At 66.2% G+C, this 25,167-nt stretch carries 13 protein-coding genes and 2 pseudogenes; 14 read left to right on the forward strand and 1 reads right to left on the reverse strand.

Annotated elements, in window-relative coordinates; genetic code table 11:
• Window positions 1-7 precede the first annotated feature (7 nt).
• From CH281_RS27595 to CH281_RS06765, 12 genes and pseudogenes are all read left to right on the forward strand, one after another.
• Window positions 8-1,420 (forward strand): annotated as a pseudogene (locus CH281_RS27595) (condensation domain-containing protein); the annotation flags it as partial.
• Window positions 1,421-1,498: 78 nt separating this feature from the next.
• Window positions 1,499-3,286: pseudogene (locus tag CH281_RS27600) on the forward strand (amino acid adenylation domain-containing protein); the annotation flags it as partial.
• A 105-nt stretch (window positions 3,287-3,391) separates the two neighbouring features.
• Entirely contained in the window at window positions 3,392-11,029 is a 7,638-nt protein-coding gene (locus CH281_RS06720; protein WP_094693547.1) for a non-ribosomal peptide synthetase, read from the forward strand.
• Between the two features lie 88 nt (window positions 11,030-11,117).
• Complete coding sequence (locus CH281_RS06725; protein WP_027495815.1) at window positions 11,118-12,191, forward strand: ABC transporter substrate-binding protein; 1,074 nt, start codon at window positions 11,118-11,120, stop codon at window positions 12,189-12,191.
• 70 nt (window positions 12,192-12,261) lie between these two features.
• Entirely contained in the window at window positions 12,262-14,133 is a 1,872-nt protein-coding gene (locus tag CH281_RS06730) for a siderophore-interacting protein (protein ID WP_052068938.1), read from the forward strand.
• Window positions 14,134-14,266: 133 nt separating this feature from the next.
• A complete protein-coding gene (locus CH281_RS06735; protein ID WP_032367544.1) occupies window positions 14,267-15,625 on the forward strand; it encodes a salicylate synthase in 1,359 nt (452 codons plus the stop codon).
• Window positions 15,625-16,041: an aspartate 1-decarboxylase gene (panD, locus tag CH281_RS06740; protein WP_027495817.1), complete on the forward strand. Its 417-nt coding sequence runs from the start codon at window positions 15,625-15,627 to the stop codon at window positions 16,039-16,041. Before CH281_RS06735 ends, panD begins: the two co-directional genes overlap by 1 nt.
• Window positions 16,038-17,333 carry a lysine N(6)-hydroxylase/L-ornithine N(5)-oxygenase family protein gene (locus tag CH281_RS06745; protein ID WP_032367545.1) on the forward strand — a complete coding sequence of 432 codons (1,296 nt, stop codon included), beginning with the start codon at window positions 16,038-16,040 and terminating at the stop codon, window positions 17,331-17,333. The genes panD and CH281_RS06745 overlap by 4 nt, the downstream gene beginning before the upstream one ends.
• Window positions 17,334-17,344: 11 nt before the next feature.
• The gene (locus CH281_RS06750; protein ID WP_032367936.1) at window positions 17,345-18,403 is read left to right on the forward strand and encodes a FecCD family ABC transporter permease; all 1,059 of its coding nucleotides are present in this window, start codon (window positions 17,345-17,347) and stop codon (window positions 18,401-18,403) included.
• Complete coding sequence (locus tag CH281_RS06755; protein WP_371829095.1) at window positions 18,400-19,461, forward strand: FecCD family ABC transporter permease; 1,062 nt, start codon at window positions 18,400-18,402, stop codon at window positions 19,459-19,461. The genes CH281_RS06750 and CH281_RS06755 overlap by 4 nt, the downstream gene beginning before the upstream one ends.
• On the forward strand, window positions 19,458-20,267 hold the full coding sequence (locus CH281_RS06760; protein ID WP_027495821.1) for an ABC transporter ATP-binding protein: 810 nt from the start codon (window positions 19,458-19,460) through the stop codon (window positions 20,265-20,267). Before CH281_RS06755 ends, CH281_RS06760 begins: the two co-directional genes overlap by 4 nt.
• A 79-nt stretch (window positions 20,268-20,346) precedes the next feature.
• Window positions 20,347-21,240, forward strand: coding sequence for a siderophore-interacting protein (locus CH281_RS06765; RefSeq protein ID WP_032367547.1), 894 nt, complete (start codon window positions 20,347-20,349; stop codon window positions 21,238-21,240).
• On the opposite strand, the gene CH281_RS06770 is transcribed toward CH281_RS06765, so the two are convergent.
• Window positions 21,237-22,430 carry an FAD-dependent monooxygenase gene (locus CH281_RS06770; protein ID WP_094693549.1) on the reverse strand — a complete coding sequence of 398 codons (1,194 nt, stop codon included), beginning with the start codon at window positions 22,428-22,430 and terminating at the stop codon, window positions 21,237-21,239. The two genes, CH281_RS06765 and CH281_RS06770, sit on opposite strands and share 4 nt — an antisense overlap.
• Before the next feature lie 116 nt (window positions 22,431-22,546).
• On the opposite strand from CH281_RS06770, the gene CH281_RS06775 reads away from it, so the two are divergent.
• Both CH281_RS06775 and CH281_RS06780 read left to right on the forward strand, forming a co-directional pair.
• Window positions 22,547-23,593, forward strand: a complete 1,047-nt coding sequence (locus tag CH281_RS06775; RefSeq protein ID WP_094693551.1) for an iron ABC transporter substrate-binding protein — start codon at window positions 22,547-22,549, stop codon at window positions 23,591-23,593.
• 9 nt (window positions 23,594-23,602) lie between these two features.
• Complete coding sequence (locus CH281_RS06780) at window positions 23,603-25,165, forward strand: ABC transporter permease (RefSeq protein ID WP_256983389.1); 1,563 nt, start codon at window positions 23,603-23,605, stop codon at window positions 25,163-25,165.
• Window positions 25,166-25,167: the final 2 nt, after the last annotated feature.

Here is a 25,167-nt window from a genome sequence, read left to right on the forward strand (position 1 = left end):
GGAACCCATGGATCTCGACGACGTCAGACGTAGGTTGGTGCAGGAGCGGTTGCGGCGTGCCCGAGGCGACGAGGCCGCACCCGAGGCGAGCCGCGGCCCACTCGCAGACGTCGAGTCCACCGAATTCGATTCGTTGAGGGAGCAATTCGGATCCATCGACGACGTCTGGCCACTGTCACCACTGCAGCTCGGGCTCGTCTTCCAGGTAGGTGTCGACGCCGATGCCACCGAGCTGTACACCGTCCGCACCGTCGTCGAGGTCGACCGCGTCCTCGACGACGACAGGATCAGGCGAGCTCTGCAATCGGTCGTCGATACCACCGCGGCGATGCGGACGGCCTTCGTGACGCCGGACGACACCGCGCCGGCCCAGGTCGTGCTCTCTGCGGTGCAGGCACCGTTGACGGTGGTGGATCTCCGTGCGTGCCCGGCGAGCGAGGTGGACGATCGATGGAGCCGGATTCTCGCGGACGACCGGGCGCTCTCGTTCGACATCGCTGCGCCGCCACTGTTTCGGGTCACCCTGGTGCACCTTCCCGGAGGGGTCGACCGACTGTTGACCACCTACTGGTTCGGGTGCTTCGACGGCGGATCCTCGGCACTGCTCGTGGCTCGAGTCCTGGAGCAGCACGACGAGAACGGCACGCCCGTTCCGCCGGACCACGGCTACCGTGAGTATCTGCGTTGGCTGGCTTCTCGCGACCGTGCCGAGTCCGAGCAGGCGTGGCAGCGGTACTTCGGCGATATCGACAGCCCGACCTCGGTGGCCGCGGAGGCCACCCGTGGGGACGGTTCACCCCGCAGGATCGAACGCAGAGTGACGGCAGCGGTGTCCGGCGCGCTGGATCTGCACGCACGTCGATCCGGTTCGACTCTGTTCACGGTTCTCGCAGCGGCCTGGGCGAGTGTGTTGATGCGTGTGGTGGGGCGGTCCGATGTGGTGTTCGGTACCGCCGTCGCCGGTCGGCCCATGGATGTGGCCGGTTCCGACACCGCGATCGGCGCGTTCATCAGCACGGTGCCGATCCGGGTGACGGCAGGTGGATTCGATTCGGTCACCGATGTGGCTGCGCGCGTGCAGGATCAGCGTCTCGACCTGATGCCGCACGACACCCTCGGTCTCGGTGGAATTCAGCAGGCCATCGGTGCGGGGGCTCTGTTCGACACCCTGCTCGTCCTGCGTAACGCTGCCGGGCCTGCGGGACGACAAGAATCGACGTCGGCGGGGAACGAGCGCCGCGTGCGACACATCTCGACCGTCGATGGGTCCGAGTTCCCGGTGTCCATCGCAGTGGATCCCGGCGATGAACTGAACCTGTCGGTGACGTATCTACCCGATTCTGTGGACGACGAGCGTGCCCGATCGCTGCTCGACTCGTTCGCATCGGCACTCGATACCGTTGCAGCGCAGCCCGATCTGCCGATCTCGCGCTGGCCGTCTGCCCCGGGCGACATGCCGAGTGTCGTCGAGAACGAGTTCGACGGCCGATCGGAACGACTGCAGGACAACACGATCGCCGAATTGCTCGCCGCACGCGCCGCGGCCGTTCCCGACGACATCGCGTTGGTGTTCGGAGACCGGCGGCTGACCTTCGGCGACCTCGACCGGCGGGTGAACGCCTGCGCACTGGCGCTGCTTCGCCGGGGTGCCGCTCCCGAACGCATCGTGGCCCTCGCTCTGCCGAGATCGGTGGAGATGGTGGTGGCCCTGTTCGCGGTGCTGCGTACCGGTGCCGCGTACCTGCCCCTCGAACTCGACTATCCGACAGAGCGTCTCGACGTCATGTTGGCCGACGCGCAACCGGCCGTTCTGGTGACGACGGTGGACACGGAGAGCCGGGGATTGGCCACCACCGCCACACGGATGGTCGTCGACTCCCCTGAGGTCGTAACAGAGTTGGCGTACGACATCGACGCGTCGGAAGTCGAGGCGGCCACAGCGTCGGTCGGTTTTGCGTCCGGCACCGTCGGCCGACTCGAGCACCCCGCCTACGTCATCTACACCTCCGGCTCGACCGGAACACCGAAGGGCGTCGTCACTCCGTATCGCGGTCTGACGAACATGCAGATCAATCACCGGAACGAGATCTTCGCTCCCACCGTCGCCGTGGCAGGAGACCGCACCCTGCGGATCGCACACACGGTGTCGTTCTCCTTCGACATGTCGTGGGAGGAGTTGCTGTGGCTCGTCGAAGGTCACGAGGTACACATCTGCGACGAGGAATTACGCCGCGACGGTGAGGCATTGGCTCACTACTGCGAGCAGAACAGAATCGACGTGGTCAACGTGACGCCCACGTATGCCGGACATCTGCTCGATCTCGGACTGTTGGACGAACGCGACGGACATCGAATTCCCCTGGTCTTGCTGGGTGGTGAGGCGGTACCGGATGCACTGTGGAGTCGGCTCGACGGCATCGGCTACAACCTGTACGGGCCTACCGAGTACACGATCAACGCGCTCGGTACCGGAACAAGGGACAGCGTCGGGCCGTCCATCGGTTCGCCGATCCTGGGCACACGTGCGTCCGTCCTGGACCAGTGGCTACGGCCGGTCCCGATCGGTTCGGTGGGGGAGTTGTACCTCTCCGGTGTCGGTCTTGCGCGGGGCTATGTGAACCGATTCGGCGACACGGCAACGAGATTCGTGGCCGACCCCTTGACTCCGGGCGCACGGATGTACCGCACCGGTGATCTGGTTCGCATTCGAGCCGACGGTCTGTTCGACTACCTCGGTCGCGCGGACGACCAGGTGAAGATTCGCGGCTATCGAGTGGAGACCGCAGAGGTCGAACGCGCCGTGGCCGCATGCGAGGGTGTGGTGGGCGCGGTGGTGCGTACGGTGCAGATCGGGAGTGGTACTCGCGCCCTGGCCGCATACATCGTTCCTCGCGACGGCGGTACGACCGACACGTCCGTGCTGTTCGGTTCCATTCGAGACCGGCTGGCAGCGACGTTGCCCGAGTACATGGTGCCGACGTTGTTCGCTGCCCTGGAACGCATTCCGATGACGATCAACGGCAAGCTCGATGTGCGGGCTCTTCCGACCGTCGACGCCGTGGGCGGAGGCACGTTCGTACCGGCCCGAACGCCGGTGGAAACGATGTTGTGCGAGATCGTCGCGGCGGTTCTGGGTGTCGGACGCGTGGGGATCGACGACGACTTCTTCGCGCTCGGCGGCGACAGCATCACCTGCCTGGCCGTGGCATCGCGGGCGCGAAAGGCCTCGATTCCGCTGGCACCGCGTGAGGTGATGCGCAAGCGGACGGTGCGAATGTTCGGGGCGGAGCTCACACCGGACGCCGACGCACGCCCCGCTGTCCACGCCGCCGCCACGGTGGAACTGTCCCAGGACGAGCTCGACGAATTCGAAAGCAGTATGTGAGCAGACATGACGACCGATACCGCGGCCACGTCGCAGTCCAAGATCGCCGCCGTACTCCCACTCACCGCACTGCAGGTCGGGATGTACCTGCAATCGACGCTCGCCGAGCGAGCGCAGGATCCGTACCTGTCACAGACGGTGCTCGACCTGTCCGCCGCGGTGGATCGCGGCCGGCTCGATCGTGCCCTCGAACTGCTGTTGGATCGCTACCCGAACATCAGAGCGCTGCTGCGGCAACGCCGTAACGGTGATCTGGTCTGGGTGGTACCGCGCGCGTCGACGCCGGTCGTGACGGCCGTCGACGACGAGTGGGATGATCATCTCCGACGAGACCGCTCGGCCGGGTTCGCGTTCTTCGAGCAGCCGCTGATTCGCTTCTCCTACTCCACTTCTGCGCGCGCCCCGCGAGTTCTGATCACCTACCATCACGCGCTGATGGACGGGTGGTCCGAGGCCATCTTCGTCAGGGAGCTGATCGCTCTCTACGAATCGGGCGAGGGGGCGCGGTTGCCGCCTGCACCCGACTTCGGCGATTATCTCGCGTGGACAGCGTTGCAGGACAACGTCACTGCGCGTCAGCGGTGGGCCGACTACCTCGACGGGTTCGAGTCCGCGACTCTCGTTGCCGGGGACCGAGCGAATGGGTCCAGCGCGGGCACGCGCTCGCGCCTGGACGTCGATATCGACGATGCGTTGGCCCAGCGGGTGTCCGAATACGCGCGTCGTACCGGCGTGACCACGAACGTCGTCGTGCAGACAGCCTGGGCGGCGATGCTTTCGGCGAGAACCGGTTCCGACGATGTGGCCTTCGGGATGGCGACGTCGCTGCGGCCGTTCGATCTCGATGGTGCCGAGGCGATGGTGGGTTTGCTGCTCAACACCGTGCCGGTCCGCCTGCGGTGGAACTCGGCTGCAACGGCGACCGAGATGCTCGCACGCGTGCAGGCAGACCACCTCGACCTGGACGAGTATCGGTTCCTCGGGCTGTCCGACATCGCCGGAACAGTCGGCGGCGGAGAGCTGTTCGACACCATAGTCGTGTACCAGAACTATCCCGCACCGATACCCGAGACGAGCGGGACCGTCGACGAGATCACGGTGCTGGGTGCGCACATGAGCTTCCCGATGGCGTTGATCGTGGGCCCCGATCCTGCTCTGTGGGCGTTCGTACTGCACGACGAGGCCGCTGTCGGCCGGCGGCAGGCCGCCATGTACGCCGAGACGTTCGTCGAGATGCTCGATCGGATGACGACAGTGTCGGACATCGACGTCACTCGACTGGTGGCCGCCCCACATGGCCAGGGGCGCAGCGTCGGACCGGACCGAACCGTGGTGCCGATCGAGACCGCTCTGGCAGCGCGCTTCGAGCAGTCCCGCGACGACGTGGCACTGCTGATCGGCGGCGAGCACATCACGTTCGGGCAGTTGTCCACGCGGGTCGGACAGGTGTCCGCGCTGCTGCGTGTGCACCACATCGGTGTCGAAAGCCGCGTCGCTGTTGCGGTGAGCAGAGGTCTCGACATGGTGGCGGCGCTGTTGGCGACCATCGACGTCGGCGCAGCGTTCGTACCCGTCGACATTCGCTACCCGCGTGAGCGGATCGAACTGATCCTGTCCGATTCCGGGCACGACCTGCTGTTGATCGACGATGCGACCCCCGCGGCACTGACGGATATGGAGACTGCGGTCCGTGTCGATACCGCTGTACGACAACAGGACTGGACGCCGCCGTTCGGTCGCAGCGTCCCGGGTGAGTGCGCGGCCTATCTCGTGTACACGTCGGGTTCGACCGGAACGCCCAAGGGTGTGGTCGGCACCAGGAACGCGTTGGCCAACCGGCTGCAGTGGGCGGTGACGCGGTGGGGCAGACCGGGCAGCCGAGTTGCCAAGAGTTCGCTGGCGTTCATCGACGGCGCGACGGAGTTGCTCACCGGCATTCTCGCGGGCCAACGTGTGGTACTCGCACAGGATCACCAGTACGGCGATTCGGGTGCCGTGGCCTCGCTCATCGGACGGTCCGGTGCCGAACAGGTCACCGCCATCGGTTCTCTGGCTGCCGCGTTGGCCGCTACGGCACCGTCGGACTGCGCTTCGGTGACCGGTTGGATACTCAGCGGAGAACCGTTGACCGACCACATGATCGACGTGATCCGAGCGGTGACGCCGGACGCCACGATCGACAATTCCTACGGATCCTCCGAAGTCGCAGGCGACGTCGCCGTCCAGCGGGTCGACGGCGACCCTGCGGTCATCGGAACCTCGGTGGACAACACCACACTGCGGCTGCTCGACTCTCGGCTACGCCCGGTTCGGAACGCCGTTCCTGGCGACCTGTACGTGTCGGGCGTGCAGCTCGCCCGCGGATACTCCGGGAAACCGGCCGAGACCGCGACTCGCTTCGTCGCAGATCCCGGCGGCGATGGCGCGCGAATGTACCGCACCGGGGACCGTGCCCGTCTCGTCGACGGCGTCCTGGTATTTCTGGGTCGAGACGATCGTCAGGTCAAGATCAGAGGCCATCGCGTCGAACTGGGGGAGGTCGAAAGTTGGACGGCCAGTGACCCTTCGGTCGACGAGTGCGCCGTGGTCGCTGTGTCCGACGGTGACGGCGTCGGTGTGCTGGTGGCCTACGTGACTCCCGACTCGGTCGACACCGCGTCGGTGCGGGAGGCGCTTCGTCGCCGGGTTCCCGACTATCTGGTGCCCGCATTCTGGGTGGCCGTCGACAGTATTCCCAGAACCCCCAATGGCAAGGCCGATCGAAAAGTTCTGCAGGAGCGCGGAATACCCGACGGTGGTCCCAGCCGATCGCGACCGGCTGCATCCGAGGACGAGCGAGCACTCGCGGCGCTGTTCGCAGACACCACCCGTGCGGAGAGCGCCCAGTCCATCGGCGTCGACGACGACTTCTTCTCGCTCGGCGGCGACAGCATCACCGCCATCACCCTCGTCCATCACGCGCGCACCGCCGGACTTCCGATCACCACCGCAGACGTCTTCGAGTGTCGAACGGTCGCAGGGCTGGTGGAGCGGGGCCGAAGCGCCCGGGCCGTTGCGATCGTCGACCGGCCCGACAGTTCGGCAGCGCTGCTGACCGATGCCGATGTAGCCGAATTGCGCTCTCATGGAATCGATCCAGAGGCAGCTCGCCCGGCCACTCCGCTGCAGCGGGGCTTGGCATTCCAGTCCGTAGCCTCGGGCGACGGAGTGGAGGAAATCTACGTCATCGCCACCGAATTCGAGGTGCACGGGCTGCTGGATCCGCGACGTCTCGGGGGCGCACTCGACGCGCTCCTCGACCGTCATCCAGCGCTGCGCTCGCGCTTTCTGACGTTGAGCACCGGGACGACCGTCGCGATCCGCGATACGGGTCGAGTCGTACTCCGCCGTCATGTCGTCGACGATCCGACATCGCCTACCGCCCGTGACCTGATCGACCAGGACAGGCGTGCGTTCGACATAGAGCAGGACTCGCTCGTCCGAATTCTGCTGCTGGACTGCGGGAACGATCGTCACCGGGTGGTGCTGACCGTCCACCATCTTCTCGTGGACGGGTGGTCCATGGGCACTGTGGGTACCGAGCTGTTCAAGCTCTACCGAGGCCTGGCACTGCCGGAACCTGCGCGGTTCGACGACTACCTGCGGTGGCTCGCGGGCCGCGACGACTCGTCCGTCGACGCGTGGCGTCGCGCGCTCGGCGCGGACGTGGCACCGACGATGGTGGCAGCGTCGGCATCGGCATCGTCGTCGGTACGTTCCGAGGCGCACGAGATCGACCTCGAGTGGAGTGCGCAGGACACCGCTCGGCTCATCGAGTCGGCGCGTCGTCGATCGTCGACGCTGAGCGAACTGGTCGATGCAGCATGGGCCGTGGTGCTCTCGGCATTCACGGATTCTCCGTCGGTCGTGTTCGGCTCGACGGTTTCGGGGCGTCCCACCGACCTCGATCGTGTCGCAGACATGGTCGGACTGTTCATCAACACCGTTCCCGTCCGTGTCGACGTCGGACCCGATGCACGTCTGTCGACCGTGCTCGCTGGTCTGCGGGACTTCTCGATCGCCGTGGCTCCGCATCATCACGTGGGCCTGGCAGACATTCAGAAGGCCGTCGGACGGGGAACGCTGTTCGACACACTCGTGGTGTTCGAGAACTTCGCTGCTGCAGACACTTCGGGTGTCGATGCCGAGAACTTCTCGGTGTCGGTCGCCGGATTCCACACAGTGACGCACTACCCGCTCGTGTTGACGGTCCATCCGGGCGAACGGATGCGGCTGGTGGTCGAATACCGCAGCGACTCGGTGCCCGTGGCTCGCGCCCGCGCAGTGGCGTCCGCACTGACCTCGGTGTTGGGTGCGTTCGCCGACGAAGGCGACCCGCCGATCGCCGCACTGTCTCTCGTCGACGAGACGACGACTCGGATTCTCCGCACCGAGTACGCCGGCTCGCAGCGTCGGTATCCGGACGGGACGATGGTGGACCTGTTCGCCGACCGCGTCGCGTTGCAACCGGACACCGTTGCTGTTGCAGACGCCGCCACGGCTCTGACGTTCGCCGAGCTCGATCGCGTCTCCAATCGAATTGCGCGATGGCTCCTCGGTTTCGGTGTCGGCGCGGAAGATATCGTGGCCGTCGAGGCCCCACGAACCGTGACGACGATGGCGACGATCCTCGGGGTCATGAAGTCCGGGGCCGCCTACCTACCGATCGACCCGAACTGGCCCACCGAACGCGCGCGGCAGATTCTCGACGATGCGCAGCCGGTGATCACGGTGAAGGCATCGGCGGTCGAGGCCCTGACGCCGTCGTCGACGGACAGGATTGCCGTCACCGATTCCGAGCGTCGGTCCGCATTGCATCCCGACCACCCGGTGTACTTCATCTACACCTCCGGTACGACCGGTGTGCCCAAGGGGGTCTCGGTACCGCACCGAGGACTGGCGAATCTCTATCACTCCCATCGCGAGAGCGTGCATCTGCCGACGGCGGCGCGCGCGGGCACGGACACTCTGAACGTGGCGCATGCCTGGTCGATGGCCTTCGACGCATCCTGGCAACCGCAGTTGTGGATGTTCGGCGGGCACACAGTACATCTCATCGATCCCGAGGTCGTTCTCGATCCGAGAGAACTCACCGAGCGACTGCGAACGCTGTCGGTGCATTTCATCGAGGTCGTGCCGTCGTTGCTCGAACAGATGATGCGGTCGGGATCGATCGACACACTGACGTCAGTCGGGGTCGGCGGCGAGGCGGTATCGGTCGAGTTGTGGAACAGGTTGCGCGCGAATGAGTTTGTTGTCGCGTACAACTTCTACGGACCCACCGAGGCCACCGTCGATGCGGTGTTCACATCGACGGATCTGTTGCCCGAGCCCGTGATCGGTAGGCCGGTGACCAACCTGAAGGCATACGTGTTGGACGCCTGTCTTCGGCTTGCGCCTCCCGGGGCGCTCGGCGAGCTCTATTTGGCCGGGCCGGGCGTGGTGCGCGGGTATCGCAACGCGCCGGGGCGCACCGCGCACCGCTTCGTTGCCGATCCCTTCGCCGCGGACGGTACTCGGCTCTATCGGACCGGGGATCTCGTGTCGTGGACCGAATCCGGCACATTGAGGTATGCCGGTCGCGCGGACGACCAGGTCAAGATCCGCGGGCACCGCGTCGAAGTGGGGGAAGTCGAAAGTCGATTGCGAGAGATCGATGCCGTCGCAGACGCGCGGGTGCTGGTGCATACGTCGGGTATCGCTACCGGGCAGGCGACCCTCGCTGGGTACGTCGTTGCTGCGCCGGGACGGACGATCGACGTGAGCGCCGTGCGCGCGGGTCTGGGCGAACTCCTTCCGTCGTACATGGTTCCATCGTCGGTGACCGTGCTCGATGCGTTCCCTGTGCTGCCGAACGGAAAGCTCGATGCGGCCGCGTTACCCGACCCCGTCCCGACCCTCGGTTCCGGGCGCGCGCCGCGCACCGACGTCGAGCGGGAGATATGCCGCGCAGTAGCCGCTGTGCTGCATGTGCCGGAGGTCTCCGCGGACGACGACTTCTTCGATCTCGGGGGCGACAGCATCATGGCCATGGAGTTGTCGGCGCGGCTGCGGACGGTGGGCATGGCGGTCTCGCCCCGTCACATCGTCGCTCGGCGCACGCCGGAAGCACTTGCTCAGCAAGCGGAGTCGGCGCAACCGATGGCCTCCGGCGTCGAGGAACTGTCGCCGTACGGAGAAGTCCCGTTGACACCGATCCTCCGCTGGATGGACAGTCTCGATGGGTCCGTCGACGAGATCTCGCAGGCGGTGTTGCTGGAGGCTCCCGCCGATCTGACCGAGAACTCGCTGATCGAGCTTCTCGATCTCGTGGTGGCCAGGCACCCCATCCTGCATTCGAGTTTCGAGCGTCGTCCCGGCTCCGAGCCCGTGTTCACCGTGTTGCCGGACGGTACTGCCGACGTGGCCGAGTGGGTCCGTACCGAGTATGTGGACGGGCTCACCGAATCGCTGCTCGCAGAACGTGTTGCCGCCCAGTCACGCGCGGCACGTGGTCGGCTCGATCCCCGGATCGGCCGGATGGTCGATGTGGTGTGGCTGCGCCACCACGGTGACACCGACTCCTCGGGTGAGCTCCTGATCACGCTGCATCACCTCGTGGTCGACGGGGTCAGCTGGCGAATACTGCTGCCGGACATCACGACTGCGTGGCAGCAGCGGTTGTCGGCGGATCGCGGCCCGATCGGGCCCTCCATGCGGCAGTGGGCGCACGAGATCCACCGCCTCGCCGGCTCTGCCGAGGTGCTCGCTGATCTGGAGTACTGGACACGCGTCGGCGACGGGGCGGAACGGGTTCCGATGGTGCGTCCGGTCGATCCGTCGATCGATACCGGTGCAGGCGTACGCACCACCACGTTCGCGCTCTCCCCTCAGGAAAGCGCGCGGATTCTCGCCGCAGCCCGCCCGCGGCTCGGGGTGTCCGTCGAACATCTGTTGTTGGGAACGTTCGCGGCCGCGACAGTCGAGTGGATGGACAGCGGTGCGGCGGGTCCGCAGTCGTTCGTCGTCGACGTGGAGGGGCACGGGCGGTCGGGAATCGCGTCCGATCGGGTGGACGGCTCTTCCGTGGTCGGATGGCTCACGGCTGTGTTCCCGCTCCGCCTGACCGCTGACGCGACCGACCATCGCGCCCTGATGTCGCACCGGTCCGATCCTGTTGCCGCAGAATCGGTTCTGCGTACGATCGCGACGGACGCGGCTCGGTCGAGGGATTCGGTGCCGGGAGACGGGTCGACGTACGGCATGCTGCGGTGGTGCAGCGGTGAGGCGGGTGCGGTGCTGCGGCACATGCCCACGGCCGACATCGAATTCAATTATCTGGGCCGTTTCGACACCGCGACAGGCGGTCCGTTCGGGGCCAGCCGATTGCGTAGCAGTCTCGACACCACGCCCGGCACCGAGACGCCCTGCGGCTATGCGTTGGTCGTCGACAGCTACGTGCACGAACAGGACGGGTCGTCGGTACTCGGTGTGACGTACACGTGGCCGGCAGGAGTGCTCGACGGTGTGGAGGAACTGGCCGGGCTCTGGCGGGAGGCCCTGTCGGCCGCGTGTCGAATTGTGGAGGACAGGGAGTCCGAGGACGGCCTAATGAGGCAAGGGTAACCTCATTAGTGCTACCTTGTCAGTCGCCTCGCCCGGTCGGGTGTGGACGCAGTCAGTGCGTGGTCGAGTCGAGAGGTTCCGAGGAACGATGAAGGTTCGTACGAAGTGGATGAGGAGCGCCGCGTCGATCGCGCTCGCCGGAGGGCTGACCATCGCCCTCGCCGCCGGATGCAGCAGCGACACCGAGGAGACGCCTGCCGCCGACTCCACGACGTCTGCGCAGGAGTCCGCATTTCCGGTCACGATCGACTCGGCACTCGGATCCGCGACGATCCCCGAGGCACCGAAGCGGATCGCGACCTGGGGATGGTCGAACCAGGACGCGATTCTCGCCCTCGGAGTCGTACCCGTTGCGATGCCTACATTCGACGGTGCCCAGTACGGTGCGGACGAACGCGGCGTTCTGCCGTGGGATGCGAAGGCTCTCGCCGACCTGGGCGGCGACGCGCCGACACTGCTCTCCGGTGACGGCACCGGAGCGGTTCCGGTCGAGCAGTTCGCTGCCGCCGCACCGGATCTGATCTTCGCGCCGTACTCGGGGTTGAGCCAGGAGGAGTTCGACAAGCTCTCCGACATCGCGCCCGTCGTCGCGTACCCGGACAAGCAGTGGACCACGTCGTGGGAGGACCAGCTGACCATCGCGGGCAAGGCGCTGGGCAAGGAGAAGGAGGCCGCCGACCTGGTTTCCGGAGTCGAGGGCTCGATTGCCGATGCGGCGACGAAGTACTCTGCGCTGCAAGGCAAGACGGTCACCGTCGCGCTGCCCAACGCACCCGGCACTTTCGCCGTCAGCAAGGACAACGACGTACGAGTCGAGTTCCTCGAGCAGCTCGGTCTCGTCAACGAGCCCACCATCCAACAGGCCGACCCGGCCAAGGACCCCGACGCCGTGTACTTCGAGCTCAGCCTCGAACAGGCGTCGTTGCTGAAGTCCGACGTGCTGTTCGTCGTGGCGTACGACAAGGAATCTCTCGCCGGGTTCCTTGCCGAACCCGCCGTGGCCTCGCAGCCCGTACTTTCGCAGGGGCGTACCGCCTCCACCGAGGCCCTCAGCGCCGACAAGAACTTCGCGTTCGGTGGCCTGACGGTGCTGACGATCCCGTACATCCTCGACGACGTGGCCTCGGCGCTGAACACTGCCGCCGAGAACGTTCAGGGCTGACAACACTCGGGCGGCCCACTCGACGCGAGCACAGGCGTATTCACTTTCGACGACAGGAGCGTGTTCCACCGTGGCAAGGTCCCATCGACTTCAGGTCGTCTTTCCCGAAGTCCTGCGCACGGCAACGGTGATCGAAACACGTCAGCTGGGTTCGGGTATGCGCCGAATCGTGTTGGGTGGGCCGCAGCTGCGCGAGTTCTCGCGCGGCGACTACCGGTTCCCGGCGTTGCGCAGCGAAGGATTCGACGACTTCGTTCGGTTGTTCTTCCCGGCGGAGACCGACGGCACGGTGGTGCTTCCGACCCAGCACGAGCGCACCGTCGAATGGCCGCGTGATCCGCGTCCGGTGACCCGCAACTACACCGTGCGCAGCGTCGATCCCGAGACCGCGCAGGTGACTCTCGACTTCGTCACCCACGACACCGGCATCGCGTCGACGTGGGGTCGGCGTTGCCGCGTCGGCGATTCCATCACCCTGCTCGGACCGGTGCGGTCGGGCCATGCTCCGGCCGATGTCGACTGGGTGTTGCTCGTCGGCGACGAGACCGCGTTACCTGCCATCGCTCGGTATCTCGAAGAGGCATTGCCGGGCCGGCGAATTCGGGTGTTCGTCGAGGTCGCCGACGTCGAGCGAGAGTTGCCGTTGCCGACGGCCGCCGACGCCGAGATCACGTGGGTCCATCGTGACGGCGTCACCGCCGGCACCGGCGACTTGCTCGACAGTGCGGTGCGGGCGGCACCCTGGTGGGACGGAACGGTGTTCGCCTGGGTGGCAGGGGAAGCGACCGCTCTCAAGGGAATCCGTCGGTATCTGCGCGAGGACCGCGGCCTGCCGCCGGAGATGGTCGACGTCACCGGGTACTGGCGTCGCGCCGAGGTTCTGACCCGCGCCGACGATCCCGAGGTGCCCGACCTCAGCGGCGGTGAGTCCGAGCCGTTCGACAGGCTCGCCGAACGTGCGGAAATACTGTCGCCCTTCGCTTTCAGGGCGGCCAACACGTTACGTATCCCGTTGCACGTGTCCCGAGGGGCGTGCTCCGTCGAATCGCTGGCGGAAGCCACCGAGACGGACGCGCGCGCCCTCGCGAAATTCGTGCGCTATCTGCGTGCCGTCGACGTCCTCGCCGAGAACTCCACCGGTGATCTGATTCTCGGCGATATCGGTGAGGCGATGCTCGGCGACGACTGGATCTCGCACTGGCTGGACCTGGACGGGATCGAGGCACGGGTGGAACTGTCGATCACAGGTCTGGTGGACAGCCTGCGGACCGGTACCGCCAGCGCGAGCCTGCTGACCGGCAACACGTTGACCGAAGACCTCGAGGCGTCCCCGCGGCTCGCCGAACTGCATCACAACCACATCGCCGACGAGGCCGCGTTCCTGGGTCCTGCTCTGGTGCAAGACTATTCGTTCGACGGGGTCTCGACCCTGTTGGTGGCGGGGGCAGGATCCGGAGTGGTGCTCGGTTCCGTTCTCTCCCGGTACGACGGAGTATCGGCGGGTGTGCTCGGGTTGCCCAGCGAACTCGACCTGATTCGACGCGACCTCGGGAAATGGCCCGAACTCGAAGGGCGAGTGGTGAATCACCCGCAGAGCGTGATGTCCGAGCCGCATGTGGAGCACGGGAACGGATTCGACGCGTATCTGTTGCTCGAGGTCACCGGACACTATCGAGACGACGATCTCGCACTGCTGTTGCGCAACGCGGCAACAGGATTGGCCGACAACGGAAAATTGGTGGTCGTCGAGCGACTGTCCAACGACGGGTCGTTCAACGAGGACCAGTCGGAATTCGATCTGCTGATGCTCTGCATGCACGGCAGCGGTGTACGAACGAAAGCCGAATTTGCCTGCGTAGCAGCCGATGCCGGCCTCGAGGTCGCGGCGTCGACGCTGGTCGGCTGGGGTATCTCGGTGCTCGATCTACGCCGTGTTCGCTGACACCGAGGAAGCCGTTGTGCTGCCGAGTCGGTTAGGTTAGCGTTCCCTATCGAAGGCGCGCGCCGATGCCGACCGCAGACGTTGCGCGCAATGCGCGGTCACGGACCGATTCACCGTCAGGAGTGCACACACAATGACCGTTGTCGAAGAAACGACGATGGACACGGCCGAGGGGACCGAACTGCAGCGGGGACTGCGTACGGTCGTCGCGTTGGCGGAGTCCGGATTGTTCGACGAGTATGTCGTGTACGAGGACCGGGGACGCTGGGTGTTCGCGGGCGGCGTGGTCGCTCGCATCGTGCTTCGGCCCCACCTCGTGACCACCACCTGGGGGGCCGGAGAACCGACCGAGCGGAGCTGGTCCGGTAACCCGGCAGCGGCCCTGAGCGAGGCGTGCACGGGCCTGACCCGAGAACAGTGGAACGCTTACGGATTCGTCGGTTTCGGGTTCGCAGAGCACCTGCACGACGTCGATCGGTCCACTGCCGCCGGGCGCGACGCCGACGACATCCTCGCGCACCTGGTGGTGCCCCGCGTCGAGGTCCGCTTCGGCCGCGAACACGATGCCGTCGAGGTGACCGGCAGCGACGAGGACCGCGCCTCGGTACTGGCCGCGCTCGACGCGATCGTCGGCGACGAGCTGCCGACCGTGCACGCTCTCGACGTCGGCGGAGATCTCGACGACTACCGCGGCCGCGTCGAACAGGCCGTAACGGAAATCCGACGGGGCGACTACGCCAAGGTCATTCTGTCCCGGAGCGTGCGTATCCCATTCGATCTCGACATGCCGGGCACCTACCGCGCCGGGCGTACGGCGAACACTCCGGCCCGCTCTTTTCTGCTGCATCTCGGCGATCTGCGTGCCGCAGGCTTCAGCCCGGAATTGGTCGCCTCCGTCGACGCACACGGGATCGTCACCACCGAGCCGCTCGCGGGAACGAGGGCGTTCGGACTCGGTTCCGATGCCGACTCGGCAGCGAAGTCCGATCTCGAACAGGATCCGAAAGAGATCACCGAACACGCTGTGTCCGTGCGTACCTCGTTCGAGGAACTCGAATCGATCGCCAGCCCGGGGTCGACGGCCGTCTCGGACTTCATGAGCGTGCGCGAACGGGGAAGTGTCCAACATCTCGCGTCCACCGTGCGCGCACGCCTGCGCGAGGACCTGTCCTGCTGGGATGCCTTCGGTGCCCTGTTTCCGGCCGTCACGGCGTCGGGGATCCCGAAGAAGGAGGCCATCGACGCCATCGGTCGGCTCGACGACTCACCGCGCGGCCTGTACTCCGGTGCCGTCGTGAAGGCATCATCGACGGGAGAATTCGAAGCAGCACTCGTGCTGCGCGCCGTCTACGAGCAGCAGGGTTCCGCATGGCTGCGTGCCGGAGCCGGCATCGTCGGCCAGTCCAAGCCCGAACGTGAATTCGACGAGACCTGCGAGAAGCTCGCCAGCGTTGCCCCATATCTCGTCCGTAAGAAGGAGAACGACGCCTGATGCACCGCACCATGCTGGGTGGAAAGATCCACCGTGCCACTGTCACTCACGCCGATCTGCACTACGTCGGGTCCATCACGATCGATTCGACTCTGATGCAGGCGGCCGATCTGATCGAGGGCGAACAGGTCCACGTCGTCGACATCACCAACGGCGCTCGCTTGGTCACCTACGTGATCGAAGGCCATCCGGGATCCGGCGTGATCGGAATCAACGGTGCTGCGGCCCATCTGGTGTCTCCGGGTGATCTGGTGATCATCATGTCGTTCCGTCAGGTCGAGAACGCCGAGCTGCCCACACACAGTCCCTCCGTGGTGCACGTCGACTCGGACAACAGCATCGTTGCCCTCGGAGTGGACCCTGCCGAACCGGTCCCCGGTGCGCTCGATCAGATGTCGGGGGCGAGCATCCGATGAGCCCGAGCGACGACTACAGCAGCGAACTCGACGGCGAATACGACATCGTCGGGGTCGGCTTCGGGCCCTCCAACCTCGGCTTGGCCATCGCGATCGAGGAACACAATCGACAGTGCGCTCCGGCCGAGCGCCTGACCTCGTGCTTCGTCGAGTCGAAGGACGAGTTCGCCTGGCACCCCGGAATGTTGCTGCCGGGAACCACGATGCAGATCTCCTTCCTCAAAGACCTTGCCACCCAGCGCAATGCGAGCAGCGAGTACACGTTTCTGTCGTATCTCGCCGAGCGGGGCCGGCTCAACCACTTCATCAATCTGCAGACGTTCTTCCCCAGCCGGCTCGAGTTCCACGACTACCTGTCCTGGGCCGCAGGCAAAGTCGACGCCGCGGTGCACTACGGCACGCGGGCGTCCGCGGTCGTCGACACCGGTGACGGTTACGGCGTCCGCACCGAGGGGCGACGCACCGGGACCGTCCGCGGCCGCAACATCGTGCTCGCAGGCGGCCTGACCGCGGCCCTGCCGGACGGAGTCAGCGCGTCGGCGCGGCAATTCCACAATCACGACCTGCTCGGCCACCTCGACCGGCTGCCGTCGCGCACTCACCGCACGTTCGTCGTCGTCGGTGCCGGGCAGAGCGCAGCCGAAGTGGTCGACTACCTGCATTCGACCTATCCGGACGCGTCCGTGCATGCGGTACTGCGCAAGTACGGGTACAGTCCGGCCGACGACAGCCCCTACGCCAACCGCATCTTCGATCCGACCGCCGTCGACGACTTCTACTCGTCCTCGCATTCTCTGCGCGATCAGCTGCTGCACTATCACCGCGGAACCAACTACTCCGCCGTCGACTTGCCCCTGATCGAGGAGCTGTACGCGCGCGAGTATGCCGAGCGGGTCAGCGGACAGCGCCGGTTGTTCGTGCACGGAGCCTCCCGACTGGCCGATGTCACGGAGGAGGCGTCGGGCGTGCGGGCATCGGTGGAACACGGGCCGACAGGACTGGCCGAGGACGTGCTGTGCGACGCTGTCGTCTATGCCACCGGCTTCACGTCCCTCGATCTGCCCGACATCCTCGGGCCGTTGTTCGACGCCGTCGAATTCGATGCGCACGGTCCTCGCGTGACGCGGGACTACCGGCTCGTCACGCGTGGATCGACAGCGGGTTCGATCTACCTGCAGGGCGGCACCGAGCACACCCACGGTCTGACGTCCTCTCTGCTGTCCAACATCGCTGTGCGCAGCGGTGAGATCGTCAAGTCCGCGGTGGGTGCGAGGGTGCGTTCGGTGGTGTGAAACGGCGGGGTATCACTGCGGGCGACGAGCCGGAACAGAGCGATGTTCCGGCTCTCGTCGGTGGTCTGGCCCGAACCGATGCCGGCAGGACCGCCGGTCTGATTCTCGTCGTCGTCGTCCTCGCGATTCTGTGCCTGGTGAGTATCGCTGTGGGAGCCGAGAACATCGCTGTCGGTGACGTGTGGCACGCACTGTGGTCTTCGAACGGTTCCACCGACGCGGTGATCGTCCGCGAGCTCCGAGTTCCACGGACCGTGCTCGGTGTGCTCGTCGGTACCGCGCTCGGCGTCGCGGGCGCGCTGATCCAGGCGATGACGCGCAACCCGTTGGCCGACCCGGGCATTCTGGGCGTCAATGCCGGAGCGGCACTCTTCGTCGCCTTCGCAGTCGGGGTGTTGGGCGTGACCGACGTTCGGTTCTATGTGTGGTTCGCGTTCGTCGGTGCCGTTCTCGCCACCGTCGCGGTGTACGCGCTGGGTTCGGTGGGACGAGCGGGTGCCACTCCGATTCGCTTGACGCTCTCCGGTATTGCCCTCGGTGCGGTGCTCGGCGGCGTCACCTCCGGGATGCTGCTGCTGGACCCGGACGCCTTCGCCAGGATGCGGTTCTGGGGCGCAGGCTCGTTGGCGGGTCGAGGCCTCGACATCGCGGCGGCGACCGGCCCGTTCGTCGTACTCGGACTGTGTCTTGCGGCGCTCGTCGCGCGTCCGCTCAATGCGATCGCACTGGGCGACGAGCTGGCCCGGTCGTTGGGAGCCAATGCGCTTCGGACGCGGACCGTCGGGGTCGTTGCGGTGACCCTGTTGGCCGGAGCAGCGACTGCGGCGGCGGGACCGGTCGGGTTCGTGGGGCTGATGGTGCCGCACATGGTGCGCTGGTTCGTCGGGCCGGACCAGCGTTGGATTCTGATCCACACCGTGTTCGCGGCACCGGCACTGCTGTTGTTCGCCGACGTCGTCGGCCGAATCGTCATCGAGCCGGGGGAGTTGCAGGTCGGTATCGTCACCGCCTTCGTCGGGGCTCCCGTTCTGATCCTGTTGGTCCGCCGAAAGAAGGCGAGCGGGCTGTGATCCGGGCACCGCGCGCCGGGAACATCGACTTCGGCAGAAGGGTGTGGATCGTTCGCACAGTGCTGGGCGCACGAATCGACGTTCGTACGGTCCTCGTCTGCGCGGCCCTGCTGTTGCTGACAGCGGTTGTCGCCGTCCTCGCGATCGGCACCGGCGATTACCACGTTCCACCGGGCCAGGTGCTCGCAGCGGTGTTCGGCGACGCCCCGCGCATCACCGAGATCGTCGTGATGCAGTCGCGGTTCCCCCGGGTTGCGCTGGCATTCCTGTTCGGAGCTGCCCTGGGGGTGTCGGGTGCGATCTTTCAGTCGTTGACGCGAAATCCGTTGGGCAGCCCGGACATCATCGGCTTCTCGACCGGCGCGTACACCGGCGCTCTCGTCGTTATCCTGACGCTCGGCGGCGGTTACTACCGGACCGGAGCGGGCGCGCTCGTCGGCGGACTGGTGGCCGCCGCCGTGGTGTACGTGCTCGCCTACAAGCGCGGCGTGCAGGGCTTTCGATTGATCATCGTCGGTATCGCGGTCAGTGCCGTCCTGGCGTCCGTCAATACCTGGCTCGTGGTGAAAGCCGATGTCTCCGAGGCAATCGCAGCCGCCGTCTGGGGCGCGGGCACACTCAACGGGTTGGGGTGGCCGCAGGTGGTTCCCGTTCTCGTGGCCCTGGCTGTCGTCACCCCCGTGGCGGCGGCGCTGTCGACACGGCTACCGGTACTCGAGATGGGTGACGACGCGGCGAGAGCGCTCGGAATCCGCGTCGAGCCGACGCGTCTGATGCTGGTGATTCTCGGGGTCGCCCTCACGGCACTGGTCACGGCCGCAGCGGGGCCCATTTCGTTCGTTGCGCTCGCCGCGCCGCAGTTGGCTCGGCGGCTCACCGGTACCTCGTCGGTGGCGATGGTGCCGGCAGCATGCATGGGTGCTCTGCTCCTGATCGTCAGTGACGTTGCAGCGCAACGAGTGTTCGCGCCCACTCAACTTCCGGTCGGCGTGGTGACGGTCTGTGTGGGCGGCGCGTACTTCGTCTGGTTGTTGGCACGAGAAGGGCGGAAGCAATGACGACGAGGCCACGCCTGTACGCGGACGGCATCACCGTCGGATACGACAAACGAATCATCAGCGAGAAGTTGACCGTCGACATTCCCGACGGCAAGTTCACCGTGATCGTCGGGCCGAACGCCTGCGGTAAATCGACACTGTTGCGCGCGTTGTCGCGGCTGCTGAAGCCGACCGGCGGCACGGTATTGCTCGACGGCAAGTCCATCTCGTCGTACCCGGCGAAGGAGGTCGCCCGCCGACTCGGGCTCCTGCCGCAAACCTCCATCGCGCCGGACGGCATCTCGGTGGCCGATCTGGTTGCGCGAGGCCGCTATCCGCATCAGAAGTTGATTCGGCAATGGTCCGTCGCGGACGAGGCCGCGGTGGTGGAGGCCATGACTGCGACCGGAGTGACGTCGCTGTCGGCCCGTCCGGTCGACGAGCTGTCCGGTGGACAGCGGCAAAGAGTGTGGGTGGCAATGGTTCTCGCGCAACAGACACCGCTGTTGCTCTTGGACGAGCCGACGACCTTTCTCGACATCGCGCACCAGATCGAACTTCTCGACCTGCTGGCCACGTTGAATCGGGACAACGGCAACACCCTCGTCGCGGTGTTGCACGATCTCAACCACGCATGTCGATACGCCGACCACATCATCGCGATGAAGGACGGCGCGGTGGTCACCGAGGGCCCACCGGCGGAGATCGTCACCGCCGACTTGGTGGAGGCGGTGTTCGGACTGCAGTGCCGCATCATCGACGATCCCGAATCGCACACTCCGTTGGTGATACCCAAGGTGGCCGCTGGCAGGCTAGGCAAGGCTTAGTTTAGAATCGAACAGAATTGCCGCCGAGTTAGCCTGAGGGTTCTCGCACAGTCGGACGAGAGATGTATCGAGGACGAAGATGACCGATCAGCAGCGTGGTTTCCACTACGCCGACGTCGTTGCGGTGGAGCAGCTCACCGTGCACATGGTGCGCGTCACCTTCGGCGGCGAGCACGTCGCCGGTTACCGCACGCTCGGGGCACCCGACGAGTGCGTCGGGGTCTACTTTCCGCGTGAAGGCGAGTCGGCACCGCCGCCGATGACCGAGGTCGACGGCCTGTGGTGGTTCCACGGCCTCGAGAACGCGCCGGAGGGCCGGAACTACACGATCCGACGCGTCGATCCCGACCGCGGCCAGTTGACCATCGACTTCTTCGCACACGAGGGTGGCGTCGCGGCCACCTGGGCCCAGCAGGCCGCCCCCGGTCAGACGGTGCTCTTCACCCGTCCGCGGTCGTGGTACTCACCGCCCGCCGACGTCGATTGGCTGCTGCTGGTGGCCGATATGACCGGAGTTCCAGCACTGGGTCGACTGGTCGAACAGTTGCCCGCAGGCACCCGCGCACACGCGATTGTCGAGGTACTCGAACGCGGTGACATCCAGACGTTCGAGACAGCCGCCGACGTGACGTTCGATTGGCGTATCGGATCCGGAAACGGAGACAGCGCCAGCGTGCTCGACGACGCGGTGCTCGCCTACCCGCTACCCGAGGGGCGCGGCTACGTGTGGTTCGCCGCAGAGGCGTCGTCCTCGCGTCGGGTACGCAAGTACTTCCGCAAGGACTTGGGCTACGACAACAAGTATTTCGACATCATCGGCTACTGGCGCGCTGACTCGGAGAAGTGGCTCGAAAAGTACAAGCAGTACCAGGAGGAGGCGCTGGCCGTGTACAACGGCGTCATCGAATCCGGCCGCACCGAGCAGGAAGCCAGCGAGGCGTTCGACGCGCTGCTCGAGCGGGTCGGGCTCTAACGCCGAAATTCGTAGTCGGGCAATTCCAGCGTCGCCGCGTCGGGACCGAGGAATTTGCTCGTGACCGCCTGGACCGGCTTCGATCCGGCCAGACGCAGCACGGTGCGAAAAGCAGCTACTCCCACAGTCGTTTTCGGATGCGCGACGCGAGGCACGCCGGGCGGCAGCTTCTGAGCCTGATTCACGAACGGCCGCATGCGCGCCTCGAAGGCCTCGAACCCGGCGCGATGATCGCGCGCTCGGGCGAGTTCCCCGGCGAGCACGTAGGCCCCGGTGACCGACAACGTGGTGCCCATCCCGCTCAATGGTGTTGCGCACCAAGCAGCGTCGCCCAGCATGCCGATTCTGCCGTTCGACCAACGTGGGGCCTGCACCTGGGCCAGATAGTCGACGTAGAGCTCCGAATCCGGTCCGAGCGAATTCAAGATTCTGGGCACTTCCCAGCCGACGTCGGCGAACGTCGCACGCAGGGCGGCAACGACTTCTTCGGTGGACGCGGTTTCGTACCCGCCGTCGTCGGACATCCAGGACAGGCTGAAACGCGTCGTGCCGAGGTTGTCCGGGCGCAGATTGGCGACCCTGGATCCGGGGGCGTTGTACCACCGCCACCAGCCGTCGTCACTCGGTCCCTTCGGCAAGACCCCGTAGGCGGTGTACAGGCCGATGGGCGTGGTCTCCGCCTCGGCAGGAAACGCCAGTTCTCTGCTACTGGAACGGATCCCGTCGGCGAACAGGACGAGGTCGAACCTCTCCGCTGCGTTCGACGCGAACGTGACATCGACGCCGTCGGCATCCTGAGCCACGTCGACGACGCGATCGCCGTACCGGTACTCGGTTCGCGGACCGGCTGATTCGACGAGAATCCGCGCGAACTCGCCGCGCAGAATCTCCATCTCCGCCGTCGGTCCGTCGTGTGATCCGTCTCCGGCCGGAAAGGCCGCGATGGTGGCGTCGGAATCGTCGACGAATCTGGTGCCCTTCTCGGTGGTGCCGTTGGCCAGCAGGGTCTGCTCCAGGCCCATGCGTCGCAGCACCTCGCGTCCACTACCGCGGACGTCGATGTTCTGGCCGCCCAGACGCAACTGCGGACTGCGCTCGACGACGACGACGTCGTATCCCGCTCTGTCGAGCCAGTAGGCGACGGTGGGGCCTGCGATGCTGGCACCGGTGACGAGCACACGTTCGGTCATCGGGCGGGAATGCCCGGGCGGCCGGTCGTTCAATCCGGGGGGGAAAGTAGCTGAGCCTCACCTTGGTGGTGTACTTTCTCGAATTGTCCGTTTGACCCGTTTTCGTCAGGAGAACCGTGTTCACCGTTCGCCGTCTGGCGCTGCTCTCGTGCAGTGCAACCCTTGCCCTCGGTTTGGTCGCCTGCAGCTCTTCGGACTCCGGTGACACCACCTCCACCTCCACCTCCGAGTCCGCCACCGCAGAGTCCGCCCTGGTGGTGTACTCCGGCCGCGGCGAAGAACTCGTCGACCCCCTGATCGAACGCATCGGCGGCGGCGTCGAGGTCGACTACTCGGGCAACACCAACGCCCAGGCCGCCAAGATCCTCGAAGAGGGCGACGCGACGCCGGCCGACGTCTTCTACGGCCAGGATGCAGGTGCACTGGGGGCCCTCGACGAAGCAGGGGCGCTCGCCCCGCTGCCCGAGGACATCCTCGCGCTCGTCCCCGAGCAGTACCGCGGCACCGACGGCACCTGGGTCGCCACGTCCGCACGGGCCCGCGTGCTGGCCTACAACTCCGATTCGGTGCAGGCAGCAGACCTGCCCACCGGTATCGACGGACTGCTCGACCCACGCTGGCGCGGACAGATCGGCTACGCACCCACCAACGCGTCGTTCCAGGCGTTCGTCACCGCATTGCGCGTGCAGCGCGGCGAGGAGGGTGCGCGCACCTGGCTCGAAGGATTCGTCGCCAACGAGCCGGTCGCGTTCGAGGGCAACGGTCCGCTGCTGACCGCCGTCAACGACGGGCAGGTCTCCACGGGACTGCTCAACCACTACTACTGGTACCCGTTCAAGGACGAGAACGGTGCCGACGCTCCCGTCGAGCTGCACTACTTCGAGCCCGGCGACCCCGGCGCATTGATCAACGTCGCCGGTGCCGGTGTGCTGGCGGCGTCGGACAACCAGGAAGCGGCATTCGATTTCGTGCGCGAGCTGCTCTCGACCGAATCGCAGACGTACTTCGCCAACGAGACCGCCGAATACCCCGTCATCGACGGCGTCACGTCCGACTACGACCTGCCGCCGCTGTCGGACCTGGGTTCGACCGACCTCGACCTGGGCCGACTCTCGTCCCTCGAGGAGACCCAGACCCTGCTCACCGACGTCGGCATCATCTAGTCGGTGTTCGTGTCCGCACTCCAGCCGCTTCTGCGGCGCCACTTCGGCGGTCGTCCCGTTCTCGGGACGACCGCGTTGTGCGTGGGAGCGCTGACGCTGACACCCTTGGTGTACCTGTTCGTTCGAGCGTTCGACGGCGGAACCGAGAAGGTACTGCGGCTGCTCCTGCGGCAACGCACCCTCGACCTCGTTGTCCGGACGGCCACGCTCGCGCTCACCGTGGTGGTCGCCTCCGTCGTGGTGGGCACGCTGCTCGCCTGGTTGACCGTCCGAACCGATCTACCGGGTCGACGCATCTTCTCGATGATCCTCGCGGCACCGCTGGCCATCCCGTCGTACGTGTCCGGTTATCTGTGGATCGCTGAATTTCCCTCCCTTGCAGGATTTTCCGGTGCTGCGCTGGTGCTCACGTTGTCGTGCTTCCCGCTGGTGATGTTGCCGGTGTCCGCGGCGTTCGCCACCGCGGACCCGTCGTTGGCCGAAGTGTCCCGCACCCTCGGCCGCGGGGCGGTACGCACCGCACTGACCGTCGAGTGCCGTCGCGTCGTTCCGGCTGCGGCAGCAGGCGCGCTGCTGGTGGCGCTGTACACTATCAGTGACTTCGGGGCGGTGGCACTGATGCGGTACGACGCCTTCACTCTGGGCATCTACAGCGCCTACCGCGGCGGGCTCGATCGCACCGCGGCCGCTGTTCTCGGGTTGGTCCTCGTGGTGGGCGCGTTGGTGTTGACCCTCCTCGAACGGCGTGCTCGACGCGGGGCCACGGCGCGCGTGGGATCGGGTACCGACCGGATGGCCGAGCCTGTGGTTCTTGGCCGGTGGCGCGTGCCTGCTCTGGCCGTTATCGTTGCAGCCCTCGGTGTTTCGGTGCTGGTACCGATTCTGGCCCTGGCGCGATGGCTCAGTCGATCGCTGCGCTTCACCGTCGACTGGGCGGACGTGCTGGCTGTCAGCGCCAAGACAGTTCAGTACTCGGCGACTGCTGCTCTGGTGGTAGCCGTGCTTGCGTTGCCGGTGGCGTTGTTCGCGGCCCGGTCCACGTCCCGCAGTGCGCGCACCGCCGAGTTGTCCACGTACATTGCGCACGGTCTCCCGGGTATCACCGTGGGACTGGCGACGGTGTTTCTCGGAATCAGATTTCTGCCGTCGTTCTATCAGACCGCGGTGCTGCTGGTGCTGGCGTACGTGGTGCTGTTCCTGCCGTTGGCCGTCGGCAGCACCCGATCGGTCGTCGACGCCACTCCGGTTGTGCTCGAGGATGTTTCACGGACCCTCGGTGCCGGGCGAGTGCGCACCGACCTGCGGGTGACGATTCCTGTCGCCGCGCCCGGCATCGCGGCCGGAGCCGCCCTGGTGTTCCTGACCGTCGCCAAGGAATTACCGGCGACGTTGATGCTGCGTCCCCGCGGTGTGGACACGCTCGCGACCACGCTGTGGTCCACCACCGAGGCATTCCGCTACGGCGAGGCAGCCCCTTACGCCCTCGCGTTGATCCTGATCTCTGTGGTCCCGACGATCGTCCTGACTCGGGCGCTGCGGCGTACGACGCGAAAGCGAGTGACACTGTCATGAGC

It is taken from the genome of Rhodococcus sp. 06-221-2 (genome assembly GCF_002258365.1).
GTDB classification, from domain to species: Bacteria; Actinomycetota; Actinomycetes; order Mycobacteriales; family Mycobacteriaceae; genus Rhodococcoides; species Rhodococcoides fascians.